Source organism: Sphingomonas sp. CFBP 13728, from assembly GCF_014841895.1.
Classification (GTDB): Bacteria; Pseudomonadota; Alphaproteobacteria; order Sphingomonadales; family Sphingomonadaceae; genus Sphingomonas.
This window is the reverse complement of record NZ_JACYUS010000008.1, coordinates 38,693-58,493: the sequence shown is the minus strand read 5'-3', so window position 1 is coordinate 58,493 and position 19,801 is coordinate 38,693. Positions and strand designations below refer to the sequence as shown.

Sequence of the window (19,801 nt, the reverse complement as noted above, 5' to 3'; positions counted from 1 at the left end):
GGGCGGGGGTGTGCCCAGCCCCCCGTCGCACCGCGTTTACAATGCAGCGACTAAAGTTTCCTCAGCAGGGGCCGCTACCCTGAAGCGCGCGGCATCGCGCCCCGGCGGCATGCCGAACATCCGCGCATATTCGCGGCTGAACTGCGACGCGCTTTCATAGCCGACCGCGTAGGCGATCTTTCCCACGTCATGCGTCTCGAACAACAGCAGGCGCCGCGCCTTCAGCAGACGCAGGCGCTTCTGATACTGGATCGGCGCCATCGACGTTACCGCCTTGAAATGGCGATAGAAGGCGGCGACGCTCATTCCCGTCATTCCGGCGAGCGGTTCCGCAAGAATGGTTTCGGCATAATTGTCGCGGATCCATTCGATCGCAGGCCGGACCTGCGCCAGCCGGCTGTCGGCGCATGCGACCTCGCGCAGCTTGTCGCCCTGCGGGCCGATCAGCACGCGGAATAGGATCTCGCGCTCGATCATCGCTGCGAGGATCGGCGCCTCATCCGGCCGGTCGATCAGCCGCATCATGCGCAGCCACGCGTCGATCAGCTCAGGGCTTGCGGTCGACACCGCAAAGCCGCTCGGGTTCGGCGTGGTCCCTGGACGTATCTCCTCCATCAGATTGGCGATGAGCGTCGTATCCAGCTTCAGGCTGACGGCGAGATAGGGCTCCGCGCCGTCGGGCTGGACTTCGCCGGTCGCGGGCACATGGATCGGCACGACGAAATAGGTCGCTTCTTCGAAGCGCAGGTTCCGGTCGCCTATCGACAGGCTCTTGAAGCCTTGCAGGACGAGATGCAGCATCGGCTCGTAGACCTGGTCGGCGCAGCCTTCGGATCGCACCATTTGCACGCGGGGGATCCCGGTGTCGGTCCATCGGTTTCCTGCGCGCATCACGATGCCGCGCAACTCGTCCATCGCTGTTGTCATGAGACCGAGGTGGCGCGGTCGAACGGCGAAACAACCCGGCGTGAGAAGATCGGGCAAGAAGTAGAGAATAACCGGCATGGGTCCGGGACCCCGACCGCCCATCTTTGGGTAGCAGGCGAGCGATACCGTCGCGCGCATCCTCTCCCGATAAAAGAAGGACGTTCCCATGAAACTTACCGGAAAAGTCGCCATCGTCACCGGCGCCTCGAGCGGCATCGGCGCCGGCATCGCCGAAGCATTCGGTGCGGAAGGCGCCGTCGTCTACGTGAACTACCGCAACAGCAAGGATGGCGCCGATGCCGTGGTTGCGTCGATCGAGAAGGCCGGGGGTAAGGCATTCGCAGCACAGGCGGACATGTCCAAGTCGGCTGACGTCGCGCGTCTGTTCGATACGGTCGTCGCCGATAACGGCAAGATCGACGTGCTCGTCAACAATGCCGGCCTCGCGGTTTTTCAGATGGTGACCGACCTGACCGAGGACGCGTTTCACGAGCAGTTCAACGTCAACGTGCTGGGCTACTTCCTGGCGATCCGCGAAGCTGTGAAGCATTTCGGTGAGGGTGGCGGCAGCATCGTCAACATCGGTTCGATCGTCAGCACGCATCCGTCCGTCGGCGGTTCCGTCTACTCTGCCACGAAGGGGGCGGTCGATACCATGACCTATGGCTTGGCCCGCGAGCTGGGCCCGCGCGGAATCCGAGTGAACGGGATCATGCCGGGCTACACGAATACGCCCGGTACCGACGGCATGTTCGTGGGAGAGTTGCGCGAGCGGTTGCTGGCCGAAACGCCGCTCGGCCGGGTCGGCGAGCCCGAGGATATCGCCCCTACCGCGGTCTTCCTGGCATCGGACGATTCCCACTGGATCAGCGGCGAGTCCATCCGCGTCACGGGCGGCGCGCGCGGGCTCTGACGTCGAAGGTCGGGGGCGAAAGTCCCCGACCTCTATTTGCCTTGTCCGGCTGAACCGCCGCGTGTCATTGGAATGCTACCATGCCAAGCCTACCTCGCGCGGGGGGCGCTCCCGCGCCGCGACGCCGCGCGCTCGCGTTATGGATCGTCCTTGCAGCGCAACTCATGCTCGCGATGGATTTCCTGATCGTCGTCGTCGCGCTGCCGCGGATCCAGCAGGATCTGGGGTTCAGCCCGTCCGGATTGACGTGGGTGCCCAATGCGTTCGGTCTTGCCTTCGGGGGCTTGCTCCTGCTCGGAGGAAGGCTCGGCGATATGTTTGGGCAGGTTCGAGCGTTCCGGATCGGGCTAATTGTCTTTGTCGGCGCCTCGCTCGTGGGCGGACTGGCCCAGACTCCATCGATCCTCGTCGCGGCGCGCGTGGTGCAGGGTATCGGTGCGGCGCTGGCGGCACCGAGCGTCCTTGCGCTCGTCATGGTGATGGCGCGCGACGAGGCGGAGCAGGCGCGGGGGCTATCGCTGTTCATCGCGGTGTCCTCGATCGGCGCGTCGGCCGGATTAACCCTCGGCGGGGTACTGACCGAGTATCTTTCCTGGCGATGGGCGCTGCTGATCAACGTGCCGGTCGGTATTCTGGTGGTAATCGTAATCGGTCGTCTCGTCGAGGAGACGCATCCGAAGCCGGCGCGCCTCGATGTCGCCGGCGCGCTGACCGCTACGTTCGGCTCGGTCGCATTGGTCTACGGGTTCATCAGCGCGGCCGACAGGGGTTGGGCGACGGCGAGTATGTTTGCCTCCTTTGTCGGTGCCGCGATCCTGTTGACCGTCTTCTTCCGGATCCAGAAGAGCCATCCGGCCCCGTTGCTCGACCTGCGGCTATTACAGGACCGATCGCGGCTCGGTGGACTCGCGGTTATGGCCCTGATCGTCGGCGTGCACTTCGCGGTGCTGTTCCTGCTCGTGCAGTATCTCGAGCGTGTGCTGGGCTGGACGCCGCTTGCCGCCGGTCTCGGCTACATGCCGCTCACCATCACGGTCTATGCGATCAGCGCGTTCGCGCCGCGGTTGATCACGACCTTCGGCGCCCGCGCGCTGCTGGTTGCGGGAAGCACTGTCGTGTCGGTCAGCCTGGCGGGGTTTGCGCTGCTGGGGGAGAGCAGCCGCTATTTCCCGGACGTGCTCGTTCCGTTGCTGATTCATGCGGTCGGCATCGCCTTCATCTTCGCTCCCGGCACCGTTGCGATCCTGCACGGCGTTCCTGAAGAGCATGCTGGCACCGCTTCGGGCCTGTTGCAGATGGACCAGCAGATCGGCGGTGCACTGGGGATCGCGGCGATCACCTCGATCTACGCCTTCGCCGCGGTGCCCGGACGGTTTGCCTCCGGGCTGCCGGCGGCATTTGCAGGGGGCGCGGTGATCGCCCTCGTCGCAGCCATTATCGCCTGGCGTAGCATCAGCCGGCTGCGGACGGGCGCTCGACAATATGACGCGCCGTCGCGATCGTCCACGTGACCGAGGCTTGATCGATCGCGGCGTGGACCGGCGAGGCCGCCATCTCGGTGGTCACGCCGGTCGCCGCGCGATGCCCCGCCCCGGCAGATTCCCAAACGAGCATGTCTACGACGAACCCATCCTCCCGCTCGCAGATATGGCGGGAGACGAAGCCGGGCTGAATCCCGAGCCAAAGATCGATGTCGGCATTCGCGGCGATGAAGTCGGCCATCGTCAGGCCGCTCGACAGACGGAAGGTGGTGATCTCGATTGCGCGGGGCATGGGCTCGTCCTTGTTAGTGTGTCGGCAATTTGAGATCAGACGACGTAGCCGCCCGCGACCTCGATCGTCAGGGCGTTGATCCAGGCGCTGTCCTCGGAGAGCAGACCGGCGACCACGCGACCGACATCGTCGGGCTCGCCGACGCGGCCAAGTGCGGTCTGCCCGGCCAGCAGCGCTTCGAACTCGTCGTTCAATCCGCCGCCGAGTTCGGTACGGATCGGGCCCGGCGACACCGCGTTGGCGCGGATGCGGCGTTCGCCGAACTCCTTGGCCATGTAGCGGGTCAGCACCTCGAGCCCGCCCTTGAAAGCAGCATAGGGAGCCACGCCGGCGGTGGCGACACGGGTCGTCGCGCTGGTGAGGTTCACGATCGCGCCGCCATCGGCGATCAGAGGCGGGAGCGCCTGCGTCAGGAAGAACGGACCCTTGAGGTGGACGGCAAACAGACCGTCGAACTCGTCCTCGGTGACCGTGGCAATGGATTTGAAGAGGCCATAGCCGGCATTGTTGACGAGATGGTCGAAGGTCGTGCGACCCCAGGTCTGGGCGAGCGCCATCACCACCGCCTGCTTGAACTCGGGAAAGGACGCGATGTCCGACACGTCTAGCTTCAAGGCGACGGCCTTGCCGCCATCCGCCTCGATCGCCCGCACGACCGCGTCGGCGCCTTCGGGGTGGCTGTTGTAAGTGAGGATGACGCCGCTACCGCGCGCCGCACACTGTAGCGCCGTGCTGCGTCCGAGGCCCCGGCTTCCGCCGGTGATGATCGCAATGGTCATTGTTCGTCTCCGCTTGTTGCTGAGAGACGTCTACGGATGGGTGGCCTTTGCGACTGCCCGTGTTTCTGCCGCGATCCTGCCTATTTCTGCTCGATGAACGCCGGGGCGGGCATCGTGCGCGCCGAACCCACCGCTCCGTACCGTGCATCGCGCCATCTCGGGGTAGTATGGTCGCCTGTATGATTCTAGTCAGGTGGATGCCGGGCAGCTTTGAGCGCCTCTGCCCTGGCAAGGACCCTTCCTGTGGACCAACTCCTCGCCATGCGGGTCTTCGTCCGGATTTCGGACGCCGGATCTTTTGCCAAGGCGGCAGACTCGCTCGACCTGCCGCGTTCGTCCGTCAGTAAATTATTGCAGGACCTCGAGCAGCACCTGCAGACGAAGCTGGTCGAACGCAACACGCGCGGGCTTACGATCACGCCGGAAGGCGAGGCGTACCGGGATCACGCCGTGCGGTTGCTTGCCGAACTGGACGAGTTGGACGCGACCGCAGCCGGCACCCAGGCGGTCCCGCGTGGGAGATTGCGCGTCGATATCGGTTCCTCGCTCGCAAACCTCGTACTCATTCCGCAACTACCCGACTTTCGTGCGCGGTACCCCGAGGTCGACCTGTTCCTCGGCGTTAGCGACCGGCCGGTCGACCTGGTGGGCGAGGGCGTGGATTGCGTTATCCGGGGCGGCGAACTGCCGGACAGTTCGCTGATCGCGCACCGGCTCTGCACGTTGAACTCCGTCACCTGCGCGACGCCTGCCTATCTGGCGGCAAACGGCATCCCGACCCATCCGCAAGATCTGGAGACCGCCCACCTGGCCGTTACGTATCTGTTTCCACAAACGGGCAAGTCGTTGCCCCTGCACTACAGCCGGGGTGCGGACGCTTATGAGATCAATCCACGATCCGCTGTGAGCGTCAGCGAGAGTACCGCGCATACCAACGCGGTGCTCGCCGGGCTGGGGATCGGGCAGATCTTCGATTTCAGCGCCCGGCGGCATCTCGCCGACGGCAGGCTGGTTGCGGTCCTAGAGGATTGGCGTCAACCGACACTCCCGATCCATCTCGTCTACCCCGCGACGCGCCACCCGAGCGCAAAGCTCAGGGTCTTCGCCGACTGGGCGGTGGAGATATTCACGCGTGAAAATGTCGCGTTTGGGTGAACGATGGCCCGTGTCGGCTGACTATCCACAGGGGTGGATGATGTCTCTACCGTGACGCGCTTCTAGCCGGTCACGGCCCCACTTACTTGGGTGTCAGGACGTCGACCCGACCTACCGGGCCTGCCCTTCAGTCATCACGGAGACCCACCATGTCAGACCGGCTCGACGGCAAGATTGCCGTTATCACAGGCGCCACCAGCGGCATCGGCCTTGCTACCGCAAAGCTTTTCGCCGCCGAGGGCGCGCATGTCTTCATCACGGGACGTCGCCCAGAGGCGTTGCGTGCCGCAGAGGCCGAAATCGGCGGAAACGTCACCGGAATCCAGGCGGATTCATCGAACGCCGACGATCTCGATCGGCTCTTCGCGCGGGTCAAGGAAGAGGCAGGTCGTATCGATGTCCTGTACGCCAACGCAGGCGGCGGTGGCATGCTGCCGCTCGGCCACATCACCGAAGAGCATGTCGACGATATCTTCGGTCGCAACGTCAAAGCGGTGATCTTCACGGTCCAGAAGGCACTTCCGCTGCTGGTGAAGGGCTCGTCGATCATTCTCGCCGGTTCGAGCGCCAGCATCGAGGGTTCGGCCGCGTTCAGCGTCTATTCGGCCTCGAAGGCGGCGGTCCGCAACCTCGCGCGCAGCTGGATCCTCGATCTAAAGGAGCTGAGCGTCCGTGTGAACGTGTTGAGCCCAGGGCCGGTCAGGACGCCGTTCCTGCTCGGATTTGCGGGAGACGACACCGTGCAGCAGCAAGGAATGCTCGACTTCCTCGCGACGCGTATCCCGCTCGGCCGGGTCGGCGAGTCCGAAGAGATTGCCAAGGCTGCGCTCTTCCTGGCCTCTGACGATTCCAGCTTCGTCAACGGCACCGAACTTTTTGCCGACGGGGGGCAGGCGCAGGTCTGAACGTCTGCGGAGCATCGTCGTCGCGCCGTGCTCCGCATTCATCCGGTGTTTATGGCATATCGCGCGGCCAGCGGGTCGCGCGCTTCGATCAGGAGGACCAACGATGGCGTATGATCTCTACTGGATCAGCGGCAGCCCCAACGCTTGGCGCACGATGCTCACGCTCGAGTATAAGGGCATTCCCTATGTTTCGCATCGGCTCGATCCGAGCAAGCAGGAGCACAAGACGCCTGAATTTCTGGCGCTCAATCCGCGCGGGAAGGTGCCAGTGCTGAACGCGGACGGCGTCGTCATCAGCGAGTCCATTGCAATCATGGCGTTCCTCGAACGCGCACATCCAACACAGCCGCTGTTCGGTGAAACCCCGGAAGAGACCGGACTGGTCTGGCAACGTATCTTCGAGGTGGTCAACACCGTCCGCGAGCCAATCGAGACAGGCATTATTCGGGCACTATCGTACGGCGAAGCCCTCAAAGACCCCGAGGCTATGCGAGCTGCAGCAGCACTCGCGACCGACAGTCTGGACTGGCTGGAAGGCGTATTGACCCAGCAACCGTACCTCGCCGGCAGCAAACTCTCGGCTGCCGACATTGTGACGATGCCGATCCTCCAGATGCTCGTCCGGTTTGGCTCCAGGCCGGACGCGGTTGCGCTCGGGCTGAATTTTCATGCTCTTGCCAACAGCCACCCATCTATCTCGGCATGGCTAGACAGGATCGAGCAAGTTCAGGGTTATGACGCAGCCTATCCGCCCCATTGGCGGGTCTAGCTGCGCTACCTTCGTGCTTGCTAACGCTTCGGACCAAAAACGGTAGGGCACAAACCGGTATTTATCTCAGCGACCGTAAAGTCGGGGCACGACATTTGGCTGGATTGAACACCTGAATGAATGACCGTTTTCGGGACGTTGCATCCAGCCTCTCAATGTCCGGTTATGGGTCAGCGCCACTGCGAAACTGGCGGCAGCTTTCGACCAACTCGAGACATTGGTAACGTTAATGTGACCGACGGCTTTTACTGGAACCCGCCAATCGTTATTCCGATTATCGTTGTTGATGACGAGGCTTCCCCCGTTTCGGCGGAATCGAAGTCAGAAAATCCAATCGACTAGCAACTCGCCACCGGAGACCTCAAGTACCGTCCCGGTGACATATGGGTTGGTCATGAGAAAAACAGCTGCGTGTCCGACATCTCCTGCTGTCCCCAACCGCCTGGCCGGGAACTTGGCGCGTACCTTGGCGCGGATTTCCTCCACGTCCGCCGGAGGCAGCACTTCCCAGAAATTGGTATCGATGAAGCCGGGCCGGATCGTGTTGACGCGGATCGGAGCTAACTCAATTGCGAGCGATTGTGACAGCAATTCGACCGCCGCAAAGGTTGAGGTGACCGCGGCTAGGCCAAGCTTCGCGCGGGCACCGGTCCCGCCCGTCAGGAAGGTCATCGAGCCGCCAGCCTGCAGGTGCGGGGCGGCATATCGAGCGCAGGCCCATGTGCCGAGAAACTTGGCCTCCAGATAGCTGCGGACGCCGCGCATGTCGGGGTCCATGAACGATCCCCAAGCACCGAGCGCCGGTCCGGCGGTGACGATGAGGTGATCGAAGGGCCCGATCGCCTCGAATGCGGCCTGCACTGCTGTCTCGTCGCTGATATCCAGAACGACTTGCTCGAACGCCGCAAGCTCCGGATGTTCCTCGACCGACGTATTGCGGCGGCTGGCGACCGTAACGGCAGCGCCCATGGCATGGGCGGCCTGCGCGACCCCGAGGCCGATCGCCTTCTTACCGCCGACGACGACGACCCGCTTGCCGGTGAGGTCGAACGATGGTGTCGGCGTAGGCACTTGCACTGATGCGGAATTGCTCATGACAAATATTCTTTCATTCGAAGAGGAAAGCCGGCGCGAAGGTCGGTCAGGCTTGGGCGCGATTGGCTTCCTCCGCCGCGCGAGCCAGGGCTTCCACCCATTCCTGGTGGTAGCGATACAGCAGGCCGGGATTCTGGCGTCCGACCATCTCCAGGAAAAAGGAACCCTGCTCGGTCTCTTCGGTGAGGAGGTGGCAGCCCTGTGCAGTGGGGGTGATGACCCAGCCGTGATAGGCGGTGGAGCCCGTGTCGTCACCGTCGACCATGGTGGCCCATGCGAGCCGCCTGCCAGGGACGCATTCGGTGACTTCAAGGCTCATCGGATAGCCCGCAGTCACACGGGTGAGCCTGGTCCCGAGGGCAAGTTCCCGCTCACCGCCGAGAATCTTCACCTGGTTCTCGGGGGGGAAGTGACGGTGCCAGTTCTCGGCATCGACGAGCAGTTTCCAGACCGTCTCGGCGGACGCTTCAACGTCAATATCGTTCAGCCCGTAGATCTCCGAGATCTTGGGGTGGAACTGCTCAGGCCAGATGACGTGGTCGTACATGCGTCAGTGCTCCTTCTTGGGCAGGACTCGGAGGTTCATCTCAGTTGGGCCGGTCTGTCAGGTCAGCGAACACCAAAGCCTGGCGCCATTCGGCAGGGCTGGTTCGCATGCCCTGGCGGAACGCGTCAGCCATCGCCTCGGCCAGCCACGATGCGTCGAGCCCCCCGAGATCCACGGCACCCAGCCCGGCGTCCGCCGCCAGCCCAGCGGCCACCGTCTTCGCCTCCCCGTCGTCGCTGGCCAGCAACACCTGTGTGCCCGACGCCGCCAGCCGTTCGGGAGTCTCCCGCAGCACCCGCATCACGATGGTGTTGAACACTTTCACCACGCGCGCCTGCGGTGCGGCGGCTTGGAGCCGTTCGGCGTAACTCAGCCCATTAGGACGCGGCGAGGCGTAATTGCGGCCGGGATCCGGCTCGCGATTGTTGGGATCGAGCACGATTTTTCCGGCGAGGAGGTTCGGGTCGGCGGGCATCACGCCGCGCGGCGTCCACAACACGACATCGCCGAACGCCACCGCCTGTTCCTGGGTCATCGCGTGAGCACCGGCCAAGCCTTTCACCGTCGCCGCGGCCTTGACTGAGTCACGCGACCCGAAGGCGACCTCGTGACCCGCGCGCGCCCAGATGCACCCCAAGGTTTCCCCAACCTGCCCCACGCCTACGATCCCTATGCGCATCATCTTTCTCCGCTCGTGATACCCTCAACGTAAGAGCGGACAGTCGCTCGAGGAATGACAGGTGGTGTTGTAAGTGAACCAACAGAATGTATTGAATAAGAGATGGACACTCTACGTGCCGCTGTCGTCGTTCTCCGCGTTGCCGAGGCTGGCTCCTTCGCTGGCGCCGCGCGCTTGCTCGGCGTGACCCCGGCCGCCGTCGCGCGCCTCGTCGGGCGCTTTGAGACCGCGCACGGTGCGCGCCTGTTCCGTCGATCGACCCGCACACTCTCCCTGACGCCCGACGGTGAGCGCTTCCTCGCTGAGGTCCGAGGCCCGGCACTCGCGCTCGCAGCGGCCGCCAGTCGGCTCGGCGCACCGCTCGGGGTCGCGGGTACGGTGCGAGTGACCGCCGCCGCCTCGCTCGCTCCGACCCTGCTGCACGCACTGGCTTCGCTTCTGGATTGTCATCCCGCGCTGCGTGTGGAGCTTGCATTCGATGACCACCTTGCCGACCTTGGCGGCGGACGTTGGGACCTCGCGGTGCGCATCGCGCCACGTATCGCCGACGCGAGCCTCCTCGCACGGCGCCTCGCACCGTTGCCGCTCGTCACCCTCGCGGCGCCCGCTTACCTTGCCAAGCACGGTGTGCCGCAGACGCCGGATGACCTAGTAAGACATCGGCTGGTCGGGGTGCGGTTTCCGGCAACGGGGCGCATGATGCCCTGGCTGTTTCGCACACCTAGTGGCACGCGCCGTCTTCAACCTGACTTCGCACTCATCGTCGACGGATCAGACGCCATGCGCGCAGCTGCGGCGCTCGGAGCAGGCATCGTGCAGGCTGGCTCGGAAGGCACGGCGACGCTCCTGGCCTCTGGCGGTCTCGTGATGGTGCTCGAAACCTACGCGCCGCCTCCTTGGGCCGTGTGGATGTTGCGTGCGCCGGGTCCTGCAGGATCGGCGCTCGCCGCAGTCATGGGCGCATTCGTTGCGGCGTTTCGGCGGAAGGAGAACTGACAGCAGACTCGATGGTACGCGTTCCAACTCCGGTGAGGTGAACTCCGCTGCCGATGCCTACAAAGTGGGCATCGAACGAGCGGCGCGGTATGGCCGCAGCTGGGGACTTCCCACGTTACCGAACACGATGGTTCGTCGGGAAATGCCCTTCCTTCGAATACAGCTCGTTGCCGCGAACGGCCGCTTCACCCCAAAACGGTCGTTCGCTGTCGCCCTACTCAACGACGGGTTTGTCCCACCTTCCGCCCGCTCCCGCAGCGCTGCCGGTTGGTCGCGGACTGATGAGTGGATGTCGGAAGTTGGGAACGCGGAAAGGCTTCGGGAATGGCAACTTTTTGGGTCTTTTACGGTGCCGCGCCGTCCAGCGTAGGAGGGGGATAGCATCGATCGGGCGCCAGCTCCGCAAGGAACGTTAGACAGTCATGTTGCCCAACCCGTTAGCCAAGGCGTCGAACACGGTGCGGAAGCGGGCGCTGGTCTTTAGATCCTCATGCATGACGATCCAAATCGGCAGGTGTAGTGCAATTGCAGGAAGAACGCGCACTAAGGCCTTGTCGCGCTGCGCGACAGCGGATTGGCACAGGCCGATGCCGAACCCTGCGCGAATAGCAGCAAGCTGGGCAAGGTTGCTGTCTGTCCTTAACGCGAAGCCGTGCCGATCAAGGGGCGGAAGCTGCTCGACCATCGCGCGCAGCGCCGGCGTTTCGGCGTCATGCCCGATCAGGTCATGGGCGGCGAGTTCTTCCATGTTGGCCGGCGTTCCACGCAGGTCTAGATAGCTTCGGTGTGCGTGAAAACCGAGTTCGACAGGCGGGAGGCGGCGCGCGAGCAAAGAGGTCTGTGTGGGCTCGGTCATGCGAACGGCGATGTCGGCCTCACGCGCGAGCAGATCGTCGACGCGATCCGATAGCATCAACTCGACCACAAGTGCCGCATGGTCGCGTCGCAGCAGCGTCAAAATCGGCGGTAGATGTTCGACGGCGACGACGTCACTGGCGCTGATCCGCACCGTTCCTGTGACGCTACCCAGCGTACCGCTGGCAGTGCGCAGCAGCGCGGCGGCCGTGGTCGCCATAATCTGCGCATGCGATCGGAGCGATTGGCCAAGATCAGTGGGTTCCAGCCCGCGCTGCGACCTGACGAACAGGTCGGCGCCCAGAGCCGCCTCTAGCGCGTCGACATGACGCGCAACCGTGGGTTGCGTGAGCCCAAGGCTGCGAGCAGCGGCAGACAGCGAGCCTTCATCAAGAACGGCGAGCAACGTGCGGTAGAGGGCCCAATCAGGATCGTCGCTCATTGGTTTTTGTATAGCGGATCAACGTTCTTGGGCAATTTTCGATGTTGTTGCGATCGATTAATTCGGTCGTACGGCAACGGAGACAAACGATGACACAGCAAATCACGGTGTTCGGATACGGGGCGGTCGGCCGGCCAATTGTCGAGAAACTGGTGGCTCGTGGAGACCGCGTGCGAATCGCGACGCGCCGCCTACCTGCGAACCTTCCTGCGAACGTCGAGCACATGCCGTGTGACGTCCTCGACGCCGCCGATGTCCGAGCGGCGCTCGCGGGTGCCGCGCAGGCGGTTCTGGCAGTCGGCTTTGCCTACGATTCGCGGCTGTGGCGCACCGTTTGGCCGCGGGCGATGACCAACATGGTTGAGGGATGTGCGGTCGCCGGCGCGCGGTTGGTATTTATCGATAACCTCTATCAGCTCGGACCGCAGACTACGCCGCGCACGGAGGAGATGCCGCTGACCAAGGTCGGTGAAAAACCCGTGATCCTGGCCGAGGTGACGCGCATCTGGCAGTCGGCGCGCGGCCGGGTGCATGTGGCGGCGCTGCGCTGCACTGATTTCTACGGACCTGGCGTAACGGTGTCGCACCTTGGTGCGCTCGCCATCGGTGAAATCGCGAAGGGCAAGCCCGCGCAGATGCTAGTGCCGACCGACACGCCGCACGACTTCGCGTATGTGCCCGATATCGCCCGCGCAACAGTGCTATTGCTGGATGCGCCGGACGAGGATTTCGATCAGGTTTGGAATATGCCCTGCGCGCCGACCCGCACGCCGCGTGCGCTGCTGGCGATGGCAGCTGCCGCTCGTGGCTACACGTTGCGGGTGTGGGGCGTACCGCTGGCTCTGCTGCGTCCGCTAGGGTTGTTCTACCGTTTTGCCAAGGAAGTCGCCGATGTCGGCTTTACCTGGGACCGCTCTTACGTCGTCGACGGCGGCAAGTTTGCTCGCCGCTTCGTCTTCGACCCGACTCCGTTCGAGGTCGGCGTGCCCGTGACCGTTCACGCTTTTGCGGGCGGTCGATCAGGAGGCTACGAGTGAGAAGAACGGAGCTAGCGACGGTTATGCAAAAATGGAAAATGGCCGGTGCGGCGGCTGTGCTGTGCGCAACCGGCGCTGCTGCCGGCGCACCACAGGTAGCGGCGCGGATGGACCTTCCCGTCCAGACGCTCGATCGAACACCGATCACTTCCCCCGTCGATCACCCGTTCCGAGGGACGATCGCGCTGGAAGTGGACGCGCGGGACGTGGCGCACAGGGTGTTCGTCGTCCACGAACGCGTGCCGGTGCAACACGCGGGCGCGATGACGCTGCTCTACCCACGCTGGGAGGCGGCAAGCCACGGGCCAAGTCTCACCGTTACCGAGCTGGCCGGGCTGACGGTATCGGCGAACGGAGAACCGATCGCGTGGCGGCGGGACGCGATCGAGCCGCACGCGTTTCATCTGGAAGTTCCCGAGGATACCAAGACGATCGACGTAAGCTTCCAGATCATCGCGGATGAAGATCGACTGTCGGGCGACGTGGTCGCCGTGGCTTGGCAGCACCTGCTGCTGTACCCGGCCGGGTGGTACGCTCGAAATATCGCGGTAGCACCGTCGGTCATGCTGCCGACGGGATTGAGCGCATTTTCGTCGCTTGACGTTGCCGATCCGGAAGAAGGCAAGCTTAGCTTTAAACCGGTTTCTCTGGAGCGGTTGCTCGACTCGCCGGTCCTCGCAGGACGTCACGCCGCACGCGTGCCGCTCGCACAAGACGGCGCAGGCGCGGTAACGCTCGACCTCGTTGCAACAAAAGCCGGCGATCTTGCCGTTCCCCCCGATCGCATCGCGGATCTGCGTCGCATGGTAACGCAGGCGGGCGCGGTATTCGGCCCGCCGCCGTTCAGCCGCTATGAGGTGCTGGCACGGATGAGCGACGACGGCTCGTCCGGCGGCACCGAGCACCGGGCGTCGGCCGAAATCGGCATGGCCTCGTCCTACTTCCGCGATTGGGCCGGGCAGCTCAACAATCGCGACATCGTCGCGCACGAGTTCGTCCATGCTTGGAACGGCCTCTACCGCGTGCCCGCGGACCTGTGGGCACCCACTCCCAATGTTCCGCAAAGCGGCAGCCTGCTCTGGATGTACGAAGGCCAGACCGAGTTCTGGGCGCGCGTGCTCGCCGCTCGTTCGGGGCTGCGGAGCCGCGAGGAAACGCTCGACAAGCTTGCGCTCGATGCGGCCGAGGTCGTCAATCGACCGGGACGCGCATGGCGGTCGCTGTCGGACGACGTGAACTACCCGTCATTCATGCTCCGCCAATCGGTCCCTTGGCGCGACTGGCAGCGGCGCAAGGATTACTACTTGGAAGGCGTGATGCTGTGGCTCGACATCGATGCGCTGTTACGCGAACAGACCCACGGGCACCGTGGAGTCGATGATTTCGCGCGAGATTTCCTCGCAGGTGCCTCGGCGGAGCATCCTGTTCGCACCTATACCTTCGACGACCTCTGCGCTGCTCTGCAACGCGTTGCGCCATTCGCCTGGCCGAGCTTCATCAACCGCTGGATCGAAGGACATGGGGAAATGGACCCGTCCGAAGGGCTCAAGCGGCATGGATGGCGTCTCACCTATGATGCAGAGCCGACGCTAACATTCCAGCAGAACGAGCAGGAACTCGGAGGAGCGGACCTTTCATACTCGATCGGCCTGACGGTTGCAGATGACGGGAAGGTGCGCGCGGTGAATTGGGCCGGGCCGGCGTTCCGCGCAGGGATGGCTCCCGGCGATCACATTACGGCGGTCACGGGGGCGCCATACACACGTGGCGCGCTCCAAGATGCAGTACGGAATACCCCAGCGAACCCGATTGCGCTCACCTGGCAGCACGACGGAAATTCCGTGACACGAACGATCGATTATCGTGGCGGACTGCGATACCCCCACCTGACACGCGTCCCCGGTCATCGGGATGGGCTGACTGCGCTACTCGCTGCGCGATGAAGGCGCGGTGTGCCACTCTCTTGCTCCAACGAGGTCTTAGATTTACGCCCAAGGATAATTGCGCGCGCAGTTTTGCCGGTGAGGCAATATGAATAACTGTCCGGAGTTGGGGACCGCGAAGCCGGCGCCGAGCGGCCGCTATTGGGTCTGGCCGGAAGCCGTAGGGCAGGGCGCGTTATGCTACCCTTTTTCTTTCGGGGCTGGCACGCGGCCAGTCCCGAACGTTATTGGCGATGGTGGCGCGCATCATCCTGATTGCAGTGAATAATATTGATCGCATTTCGATGTATCTTGAAAGACCACGTTGACCGCCGCGATGAATTATCGAATTATATTTTTGTAAAAATCTTGAATTAGTCTCGGTGTTCGGGGGTTAGCGTAATGCGTAAGCTGTTGTCTGGGGTTGCCGCGTGCAGCCTGATCGTCCTGACGTCCGGCTGCGGTAGCGACGACGGTTCGGCTACGACGCCGCCAATCACGACGGTCCCCGGTGCCACGCCGACGCCGACGCCGACGCCAGCACTGACGCCGGCTCCAACGCCCGCGCCGACCCCTACGCCGACGCCGGCTTCTTATGTCTCCCCTTGCGATTTCACGCGCAGCCAGGCGGTGAGCCTGCTGTTTGGCGCCGAGGTGCAGGCGAAACCCACGTTCCCCTCGCCCAGCACCTATCGGTATGCGTCCGCGTCGGCTGCACTCGTAGATCTAGGAACGAACTCGTCCTTCCAGCTCGACGCCGCGACCCGCAACGTGAGTTTGGTACGCAACGGCGCGACAATCGCCTCATTCACAGGGGCGCAGCGCAATATCCCGGAACCCGGTGACGAAGGTATCGCCTATAGCGCAGGCGCCAATCTTTTCGGATTTGGCTGCATTCCGTCCAGTCTCGCCCTCGCCTATACGGTGACCGCGGTGTACGCGGTCAATCTGGACCCGGTACCGCCTGCTGCGGATACGTCCGGTCTGATCCTGGTCGGCGGTACACCGACGATATCGTTGAGTGAGCTGTCGTCGGGCAGCTACGGCTCATTGGTTTCGCTCAGCATTCTGACGACCGGCTCCGACAATACGGAAGACTCGACCGACGCCCGGACCATCACCACCGTCACCTTCGACCTCGCGAGCGGCGTGCTGAAGGGGACCCTGACCGGGGTGGGCGATAAGACCTATACCGTGAATTTCACGGCCACGCTGATACCCGGAACGACGCGGTTCCAGGGCGTCGTGACGACCGCAAGCGGGGCGACCGGCAAGCTGAGCGGCGGGTTTTTCGGTCCGGGTGGCAGAGAATATGGCTTCACCCTAGCAGTCGACGACGGCACGGCGCACATCACCGGCGTAGGCTTGGGTAAAAGAAGCTAGACTGACACGGCAGCACGGTTGCGGGATCGTGCGCGGCGGCTTCGCCTCTCGCACGGTCCGGCGCCGGAACGATATGCCGCGTCGGTTCGCGTGAGTAGCGCTCTCTCGCCCCTTTGCCCCGCGCCCGGGTAAGGCTCGCGGCATGACCCGTGCTCCCCTTACGCTCTACAACAGCCTCTCCCGCCAAAGAGAGCGCTTCGTGCCGATCGATCCGGGCAATGTTGGCATCTATTCCCTTGGGCCGACGGTCTACAATCACGCGCATATCGGCAATTTGCGCGCCTACGTCTTCACGCCACGCTGTGGCGCGTGCTGACGTGGAAATCCTCGAAAGCAGCCGGACCGCTTTCCTCTCCCATCACGACATTCGCGACCGGATTGCCGCCTTCACAATCGGTTCGTCGCGAAGATTAACCAGCGTCCGAAGTTGGGAAGTGGGGGAAGGGGCGTGAGCGTCCGATTATGGGTCTCAGCAACTACAGAAATTCTATGGCTTGTGAAATCCAAAGTCGAGTCCGCTCCTTTATCCCGATAAAGAAGCGGACCTTCCTGAGAAGTTATTAAATTCGGGCGCGAAAACCAAAGAAAAATGCACGACCTGTATATTCATAAAAGGCAGGAACGTTGCTGTAGGTCGAAAAGCGCTTAGTGGCTGAATCCAGCAGATTCGATCCCTGTGCGTAGATGGTAACCTGGGGAAGAATGTCGTAGGATACGCTCGCCGCCAGTTCGTGGTAAGGTGTCTGCTTGATCGCAAGGCTGTCGATATAGCTGTATTGCGACGATACGAACTTCGACTGGTACTGGTACGACACGGAGGCATTGATCCCGTGCTTCTCGTAGAACAGCTTGGCGTTAGCCGAGAACGGTACCGCGTCTTCCAGATTAACCGTCGGGCGCCCTTCGCGTTCGGCGCGCGAGCGATTGTACGTGGCGTTGGCCTGTACGCCCAGACCATTGTCCAGGAAATACTGCCCACCGACCTCGATCCCGTAGACCGTGGCGCTGTCGCCGTTGACGTAGGTCAGTTCGGTGAATGGGAAGCTCGCCGGCGCGCCTGCGACCTGGTTCGTCGGCACCAACGTGAACGGCACGGCCTGCGTCGTGACGAAATTGGTTAGGTGCTTGTAGAAAGCCGCGACGGTGAGGGCGAGGCGGTTGCTGGGATAATATTCCAGCGACACGTCCGCCTGGTCCGCCGAGACCGGTTTGAGGTCTGGATTGCCCGCGTTCGTTACGACGGGAGTGTTCGACTGGGCGGCCGAATAGTCCTTGGCCGAGGAAAGCTGGCCGAAGGTTGGTCGCGATATGGCCTGAGATGCTGCTAGGCGGAGCCTCAAACCGTCCGCAAGATCGTATGCGAAGTTGGCGGAAGGAAGAAGGCGCGAATAGTCGCCGCCACCGACGATCGGCTGGATCGGGTTGAAGACGACATTGGCGGTACCGACGCCGATGACCTGATAGCTGCGCACCGATGCGCCATAACCGAGCGAGTCCACGCTGGAGTTGACGTAACGCAGGCCGAAATCACCCCGCCAGCGTGTTCCCTCCACGTTGAACTGGAAGTAGGCGTTCCAGGTCCGCTCCTTGATCGCATAGGACGCAAGCAGATCGGGGACGATCTGCTGGTTCGAATAGCCGGTCGGATAGGGCAGGCCGGTCGAGGGATTGAGAACGTTCGGATTATTCTCCGCCTTCGACAATGCCGCCAGATAGGTGTCGATGTCGAATGACGGGATGCTACGTGGGAAGTCACCCGACAGGTTCGGCAGGATGTTCGACACCTGGCCTTCCCGCACCACGTCCGCCCCGATGTCGGAAAACGAGAAGGGGTAGCCGGCAAAGTTTTCGGCGGTGGTGTACTGGTTGTCGATGACGGCGACGGTCTTCTTGCGGTTGAGATAGGCGCCGCCGAACGAGAATGACTTCATCGTTCCGTTGTCGACCTCGTACACCATGTCGAGCTTGGCCTGGGTGCTTTTGTCCGCGATGTTCTGGCCCTGGATGCCGATGTAATGCGCTCGCAGATCGGCATTGCCGGCGTCCTCCAGCGGGCGGTTGGTCAGCGTGCCGTTCGCGTTCGGGATGGTCAGCTGCAGATCGGGCAGGCCGCCGTTGCGGGTCGACACGACCGCCTGCGATCCGGGGATGCCGGCAACGACGAACCGGTTCTGGCCGCCGGTATTGTTGGTCGCCTTGCCGAACGACGCGTCGGCGGCGACCTTGAGATTGTCGAACGGCTTCCAGTCGATATGGCCGCCATATTGATAGGTGATCGAATGGCGCGGCTCGGTCGTCGCCAATATATCGATTGTCGCCGGATTGACCGTGTAGTTGGTGACGACCTTGTTGCTGTCGACCTTGACGTTGTCGAGGTCCCAGCGGACACTGCCATCGTCGGCCAGCGGCGACAGGCCGACCGACACCCGGTGGTTTTCCTGGTTGTCGGTGTAGTTGCTGTAGATGCCGTCGATCCGCAGTTCGAAGCGGTCGGACGGCTTCCACTGATAGGCCGACGACCCACCCCAGCGTTCGCGTTCCCCCAGGACATAGCCGACGCTGTAGAAATACGGCACGATGACGCCGCCGCTGGGAACGTTGACGATACTGCGCTGGCCATTGGCGGCCGTCGCGATGTCGAACGTGTCGGTGCTGGAATATTCGCCGAGATTGTCGGTGCGGAACTTGTACTTGTTGTAGGTGCCGGAGACCAGCAGGCCCATCGTGTCGTTGGCAAAAGTCGTACTGACGACGCCCGACGCCTTGATTCCACCTTTCTTCGCGAACTCGTTATACTGGCCTTCGACCGAGCCAGCGGCGTGGAAGCCCTTGTGATCGAACGGCCGTGCGGTGCGAAGGTCGACGTTGCCGCCGATGCTGCCCTCGAGCTGCGACGCCTGTGCCGCTTTCTGGATTTCCGCGCCCGCGATCGCCTCGGACGGCAGCACGTCGAACGCGAAAGAGCGATCCGGGCCGTCGGTCGGCAGGATGCGACCGTTCAGGGTCGTCAGCGCAAAGCTTTCGCCGAGACCACGGACGGTGATGCTGCGACCCTCGCCGCGACCGTCGCGGCCGACCGTGACGCCCGGTATGTTCGACAACGCTTCGGCGACGTTACGGTTGGGGAACTTACCCAGTTCCTCCGCGGAGATCGCGTCGACGATGGTCGAGGCGTCGCGCTTGGTATCGACGGATCGGAGCAGACTGCCGCGAACGCCGCGAACGACGATCTCTTCTCCGGCGGGCTGTTCGGTTACCTCGGCAGGATCGCCGCTCTGGCCGGGGCCGGACTGAATGGTCGACCCAGGGTTAGGCTGATCGGTCGGCGAGACAGCGGTTTGCGCCGCTGCCTGGGATGCGATGAGAAGCGCCGTCAGACTGACCCCAGCGCGTACGGCGTTATGCCATCGTTTTGCACCGACCATGTGTCGTTCCTCCCTGAGAGACTGGCCGGCTGCAGGGGAGCTTCCGGCGATCACTTTGTTGCGCTTTGCTAACGCACACGCATTTCCGGTGTCAAACGCTTTGAAACGAAACTATCATATAATTACGTTAAGCTGGGTTGGGCGTGATCAATTGGACACACTGGGCGAAGCGGGCAACGCCCTTCGAGCGCGTGGTGCC

The 19,801-nt window shown here is 63.1% G+C and carries 17 protein-coding genes and 1 pseudogene; 10 read left to right on the top strand and 8 right to left on the bottom strand.

From position 1 onward, the window contains the following. Positions 1-36: 36 nt before the first annotated feature. Entirely contained in the window at positions 37-927 is an 891-nt protein-coding gene (locus tag IFT67_RS19045) for an AraC family transcriptional regulator (protein ID WP_192239674.1), read from the bottom strand. Positions 928-1,093: 166 nt separating this feature from the next. Here IFT67_RS19045 and IFT67_RS19040 point away from each other — a divergent pair, with 166 nt between their 5' ends. Together IFT67_RS19040 and IFT67_RS19035 are read left to right on the top strand one after the other, a co-directional pair. Further along, complete coding sequence (locus IFT67_RS19040) at positions 1,094-1,840, top strand: SDR family NAD(P)-dependent oxidoreductase (protein ID WP_192239673.1); 747 nt, start codon at positions 1,094-1,096, stop codon at positions 1,838-1,840. Between the two features lie 80 nt (positions 1,841-1,920). Continuing rightward, positions 1,921-3,351, top strand: a complete 1,431-nt coding sequence (locus IFT67_RS19035) for an MFS transporter (protein ID WP_192239672.1) — start codon at positions 1,921-1,923, stop codon at positions 3,349-3,351. Here IFT67_RS19035 and IFT67_RS19030 read toward each other — a convergent pair. Further along, positions 3,293-3,613 carry a hypothetical protein gene (locus tag IFT67_RS19030; protein WP_192239671.1) on the bottom strand — a complete coding sequence of 107 codons (321 nt, stop codon included), beginning with the start codon at positions 3,611-3,613 and terminating at the stop codon, positions 3,293-3,295. The genes IFT67_RS19035 and IFT67_RS19030 overlap by 59 nt on opposite strands. A 35-nt stretch (positions 3,614-3,648) precedes the next feature. Then, positions 3,649-4,392, bottom strand: a complete 744-nt coding sequence (locus IFT67_RS19025) for an SDR family NAD(P)-dependent oxidoreductase (protein WP_192239670.1) — start codon at positions 4,390-4,392, stop codon at positions 3,649-3,651. Between the two features lie 243 nt (positions 4,393-4,635). Between IFT67_RS19025 and IFT67_RS19020 the strand changes: the two genes are divergently transcribed. From IFT67_RS19020 to IFT67_RS19010, 3 genes are all read left to right on the top strand, one after another. Continuing rightward, a complete protein-coding gene (locus IFT67_RS19020; protein WP_192239669.1) occupies positions 4,636-5,547 on the top strand; it encodes a LysR substrate-binding domain-containing protein in 912 nt (303 codons plus the stop codon). Between the two features lie 149 nt (positions 5,548-5,696). After that, complete coding sequence (locus tag IFT67_RS19015) at positions 5,697-6,452, top strand: SDR family NAD(P)-dependent oxidoreductase (RefSeq protein WP_192239668.1); 756 nt, start codon at positions 5,697-5,699, stop codon at positions 6,450-6,452. Between the two features lie 103 nt (positions 6,453-6,555). Then, entirely contained in the window at positions 6,556-7,221 is a 666-nt protein-coding gene (locus tag IFT67_RS19010; RefSeq protein WP_192239667.1) for a glutathione S-transferase family protein, read from the top strand. 321 nt (positions 7,222-7,542) lie between these two features. On the opposite strand, the gene IFT67_RS19005 is transcribed toward IFT67_RS19010, so the two are convergent. From IFT67_RS19005 to IFT67_RS18995, 3 genes are read right to left on the bottom strand one after another with little or no spacing between them, the layout of a single operon-like run. Next, complete coding sequence (locus IFT67_RS19005) at positions 7,543-8,316, bottom strand: SDR family oxidoreductase (protein ID WP_192239666.1); 774 nt, start codon at positions 8,314-8,316, stop codon at positions 7,543-7,545. Between the two features lie 46 nt (positions 8,317-8,362). Next, positions 8,363-8,863, bottom strand: a complete 501-nt coding sequence (locus IFT67_RS19000) for an SRPBCC family protein (protein ID WP_192239665.1) — start codon at positions 8,861-8,863, stop codon at positions 8,363-8,365. Positions 8,864-8,903: 40 nt separating this feature from the next. Beyond that, the gene (locus IFT67_RS18995; RefSeq protein ID WP_192239664.1) at positions 8,904-9,545 is read right to left on the bottom strand and encodes an NADPH-dependent F420 reductase; all 642 of its coding nucleotides are present in this window, start codon (positions 9,543-9,545) and stop codon (positions 8,904-8,906) included. Positions 9,546-9,644: 99 nt separating this feature from the next. Between IFT67_RS18995 and IFT67_RS18990 the strand changes: the two genes are divergently transcribed. Beyond that, the gene (locus tag IFT67_RS18990; protein WP_192239663.1) at positions 9,645-10,538 is read left to right on the top strand and encodes a LysR family transcriptional regulator; all 894 of its coding nucleotides are present in this window, start codon (positions 9,645-9,647) and stop codon (positions 10,536-10,538) included. Between the two features lie 412 nt (positions 10,539-10,950). Here the strand turns inward: IFT67_RS18990 and IFT67_RS18985 are convergent, their stop codons facing one another. Beyond that, complete coding sequence (locus IFT67_RS18985; protein WP_192239662.1) at positions 10,951-11,835, bottom strand: LysR family transcriptional regulator; 885 nt, start codon at positions 11,833-11,835, stop codon at positions 10,951-10,953. Between the two features lie 41 nt (positions 11,836-11,876). On the opposite strand from IFT67_RS18985, the gene IFT67_RS18980 reads away from it, so the two are divergent. The 4 genes and pseudogenes from IFT67_RS18980 to IFT67_RS18965 all read left to right on the top strand — a co-directional run. Further along, entirely contained in the window at positions 11,877-12,872 is a 996-nt protein-coding gene (locus IFT67_RS18980) for an NAD-dependent epimerase/dehydratase family protein (protein WP_244647559.1), read from the top strand. A gap of 23 nt (positions 12,873-12,895) precedes the next feature. Beyond that, positions 12,896-14,815 carry a M61 family metallopeptidase gene (locus tag IFT67_RS18975; protein WP_197983169.1) on the top strand — a complete coding sequence of 640 codons (1,920 nt, stop codon included), beginning with the start codon at positions 12,896-12,898 and terminating at the stop codon, positions 14,813-14,815. Between the two features lie 381 nt (positions 14,816-15,196). Then, the gene (locus IFT67_RS18970; RefSeq protein ID WP_192239661.1) at positions 15,197-16,177 is read left to right on the top strand and encodes a transferrin-binding protein-like solute binding protein; all 981 of its coding nucleotides are present in this window, start codon (positions 15,197-15,199) and stop codon (positions 16,175-16,177) included. 142 nt (positions 16,178-16,319) lie between these two features. Then, positions 16,320-16,501, top strand: a pseudogene (locus tag IFT67_RS18965) (cysteine--tRNA ligase); the annotation flags it as partial. Between the two features lie 236 nt (positions 16,502-16,737). Here IFT67_RS18965 and IFT67_RS18960 read toward each other — a convergent pair. Then, positions 16,738-19,602: a TonB-dependent receptor gene (locus tag IFT67_RS18960; RefSeq protein WP_192239660.1), complete on the bottom strand. Its 2,865-nt coding sequence runs from the start codon at positions 19,600-19,602 to the stop codon at positions 16,738-16,740. Positions 19,603-19,801 lie beyond the last annotated feature (199 nt).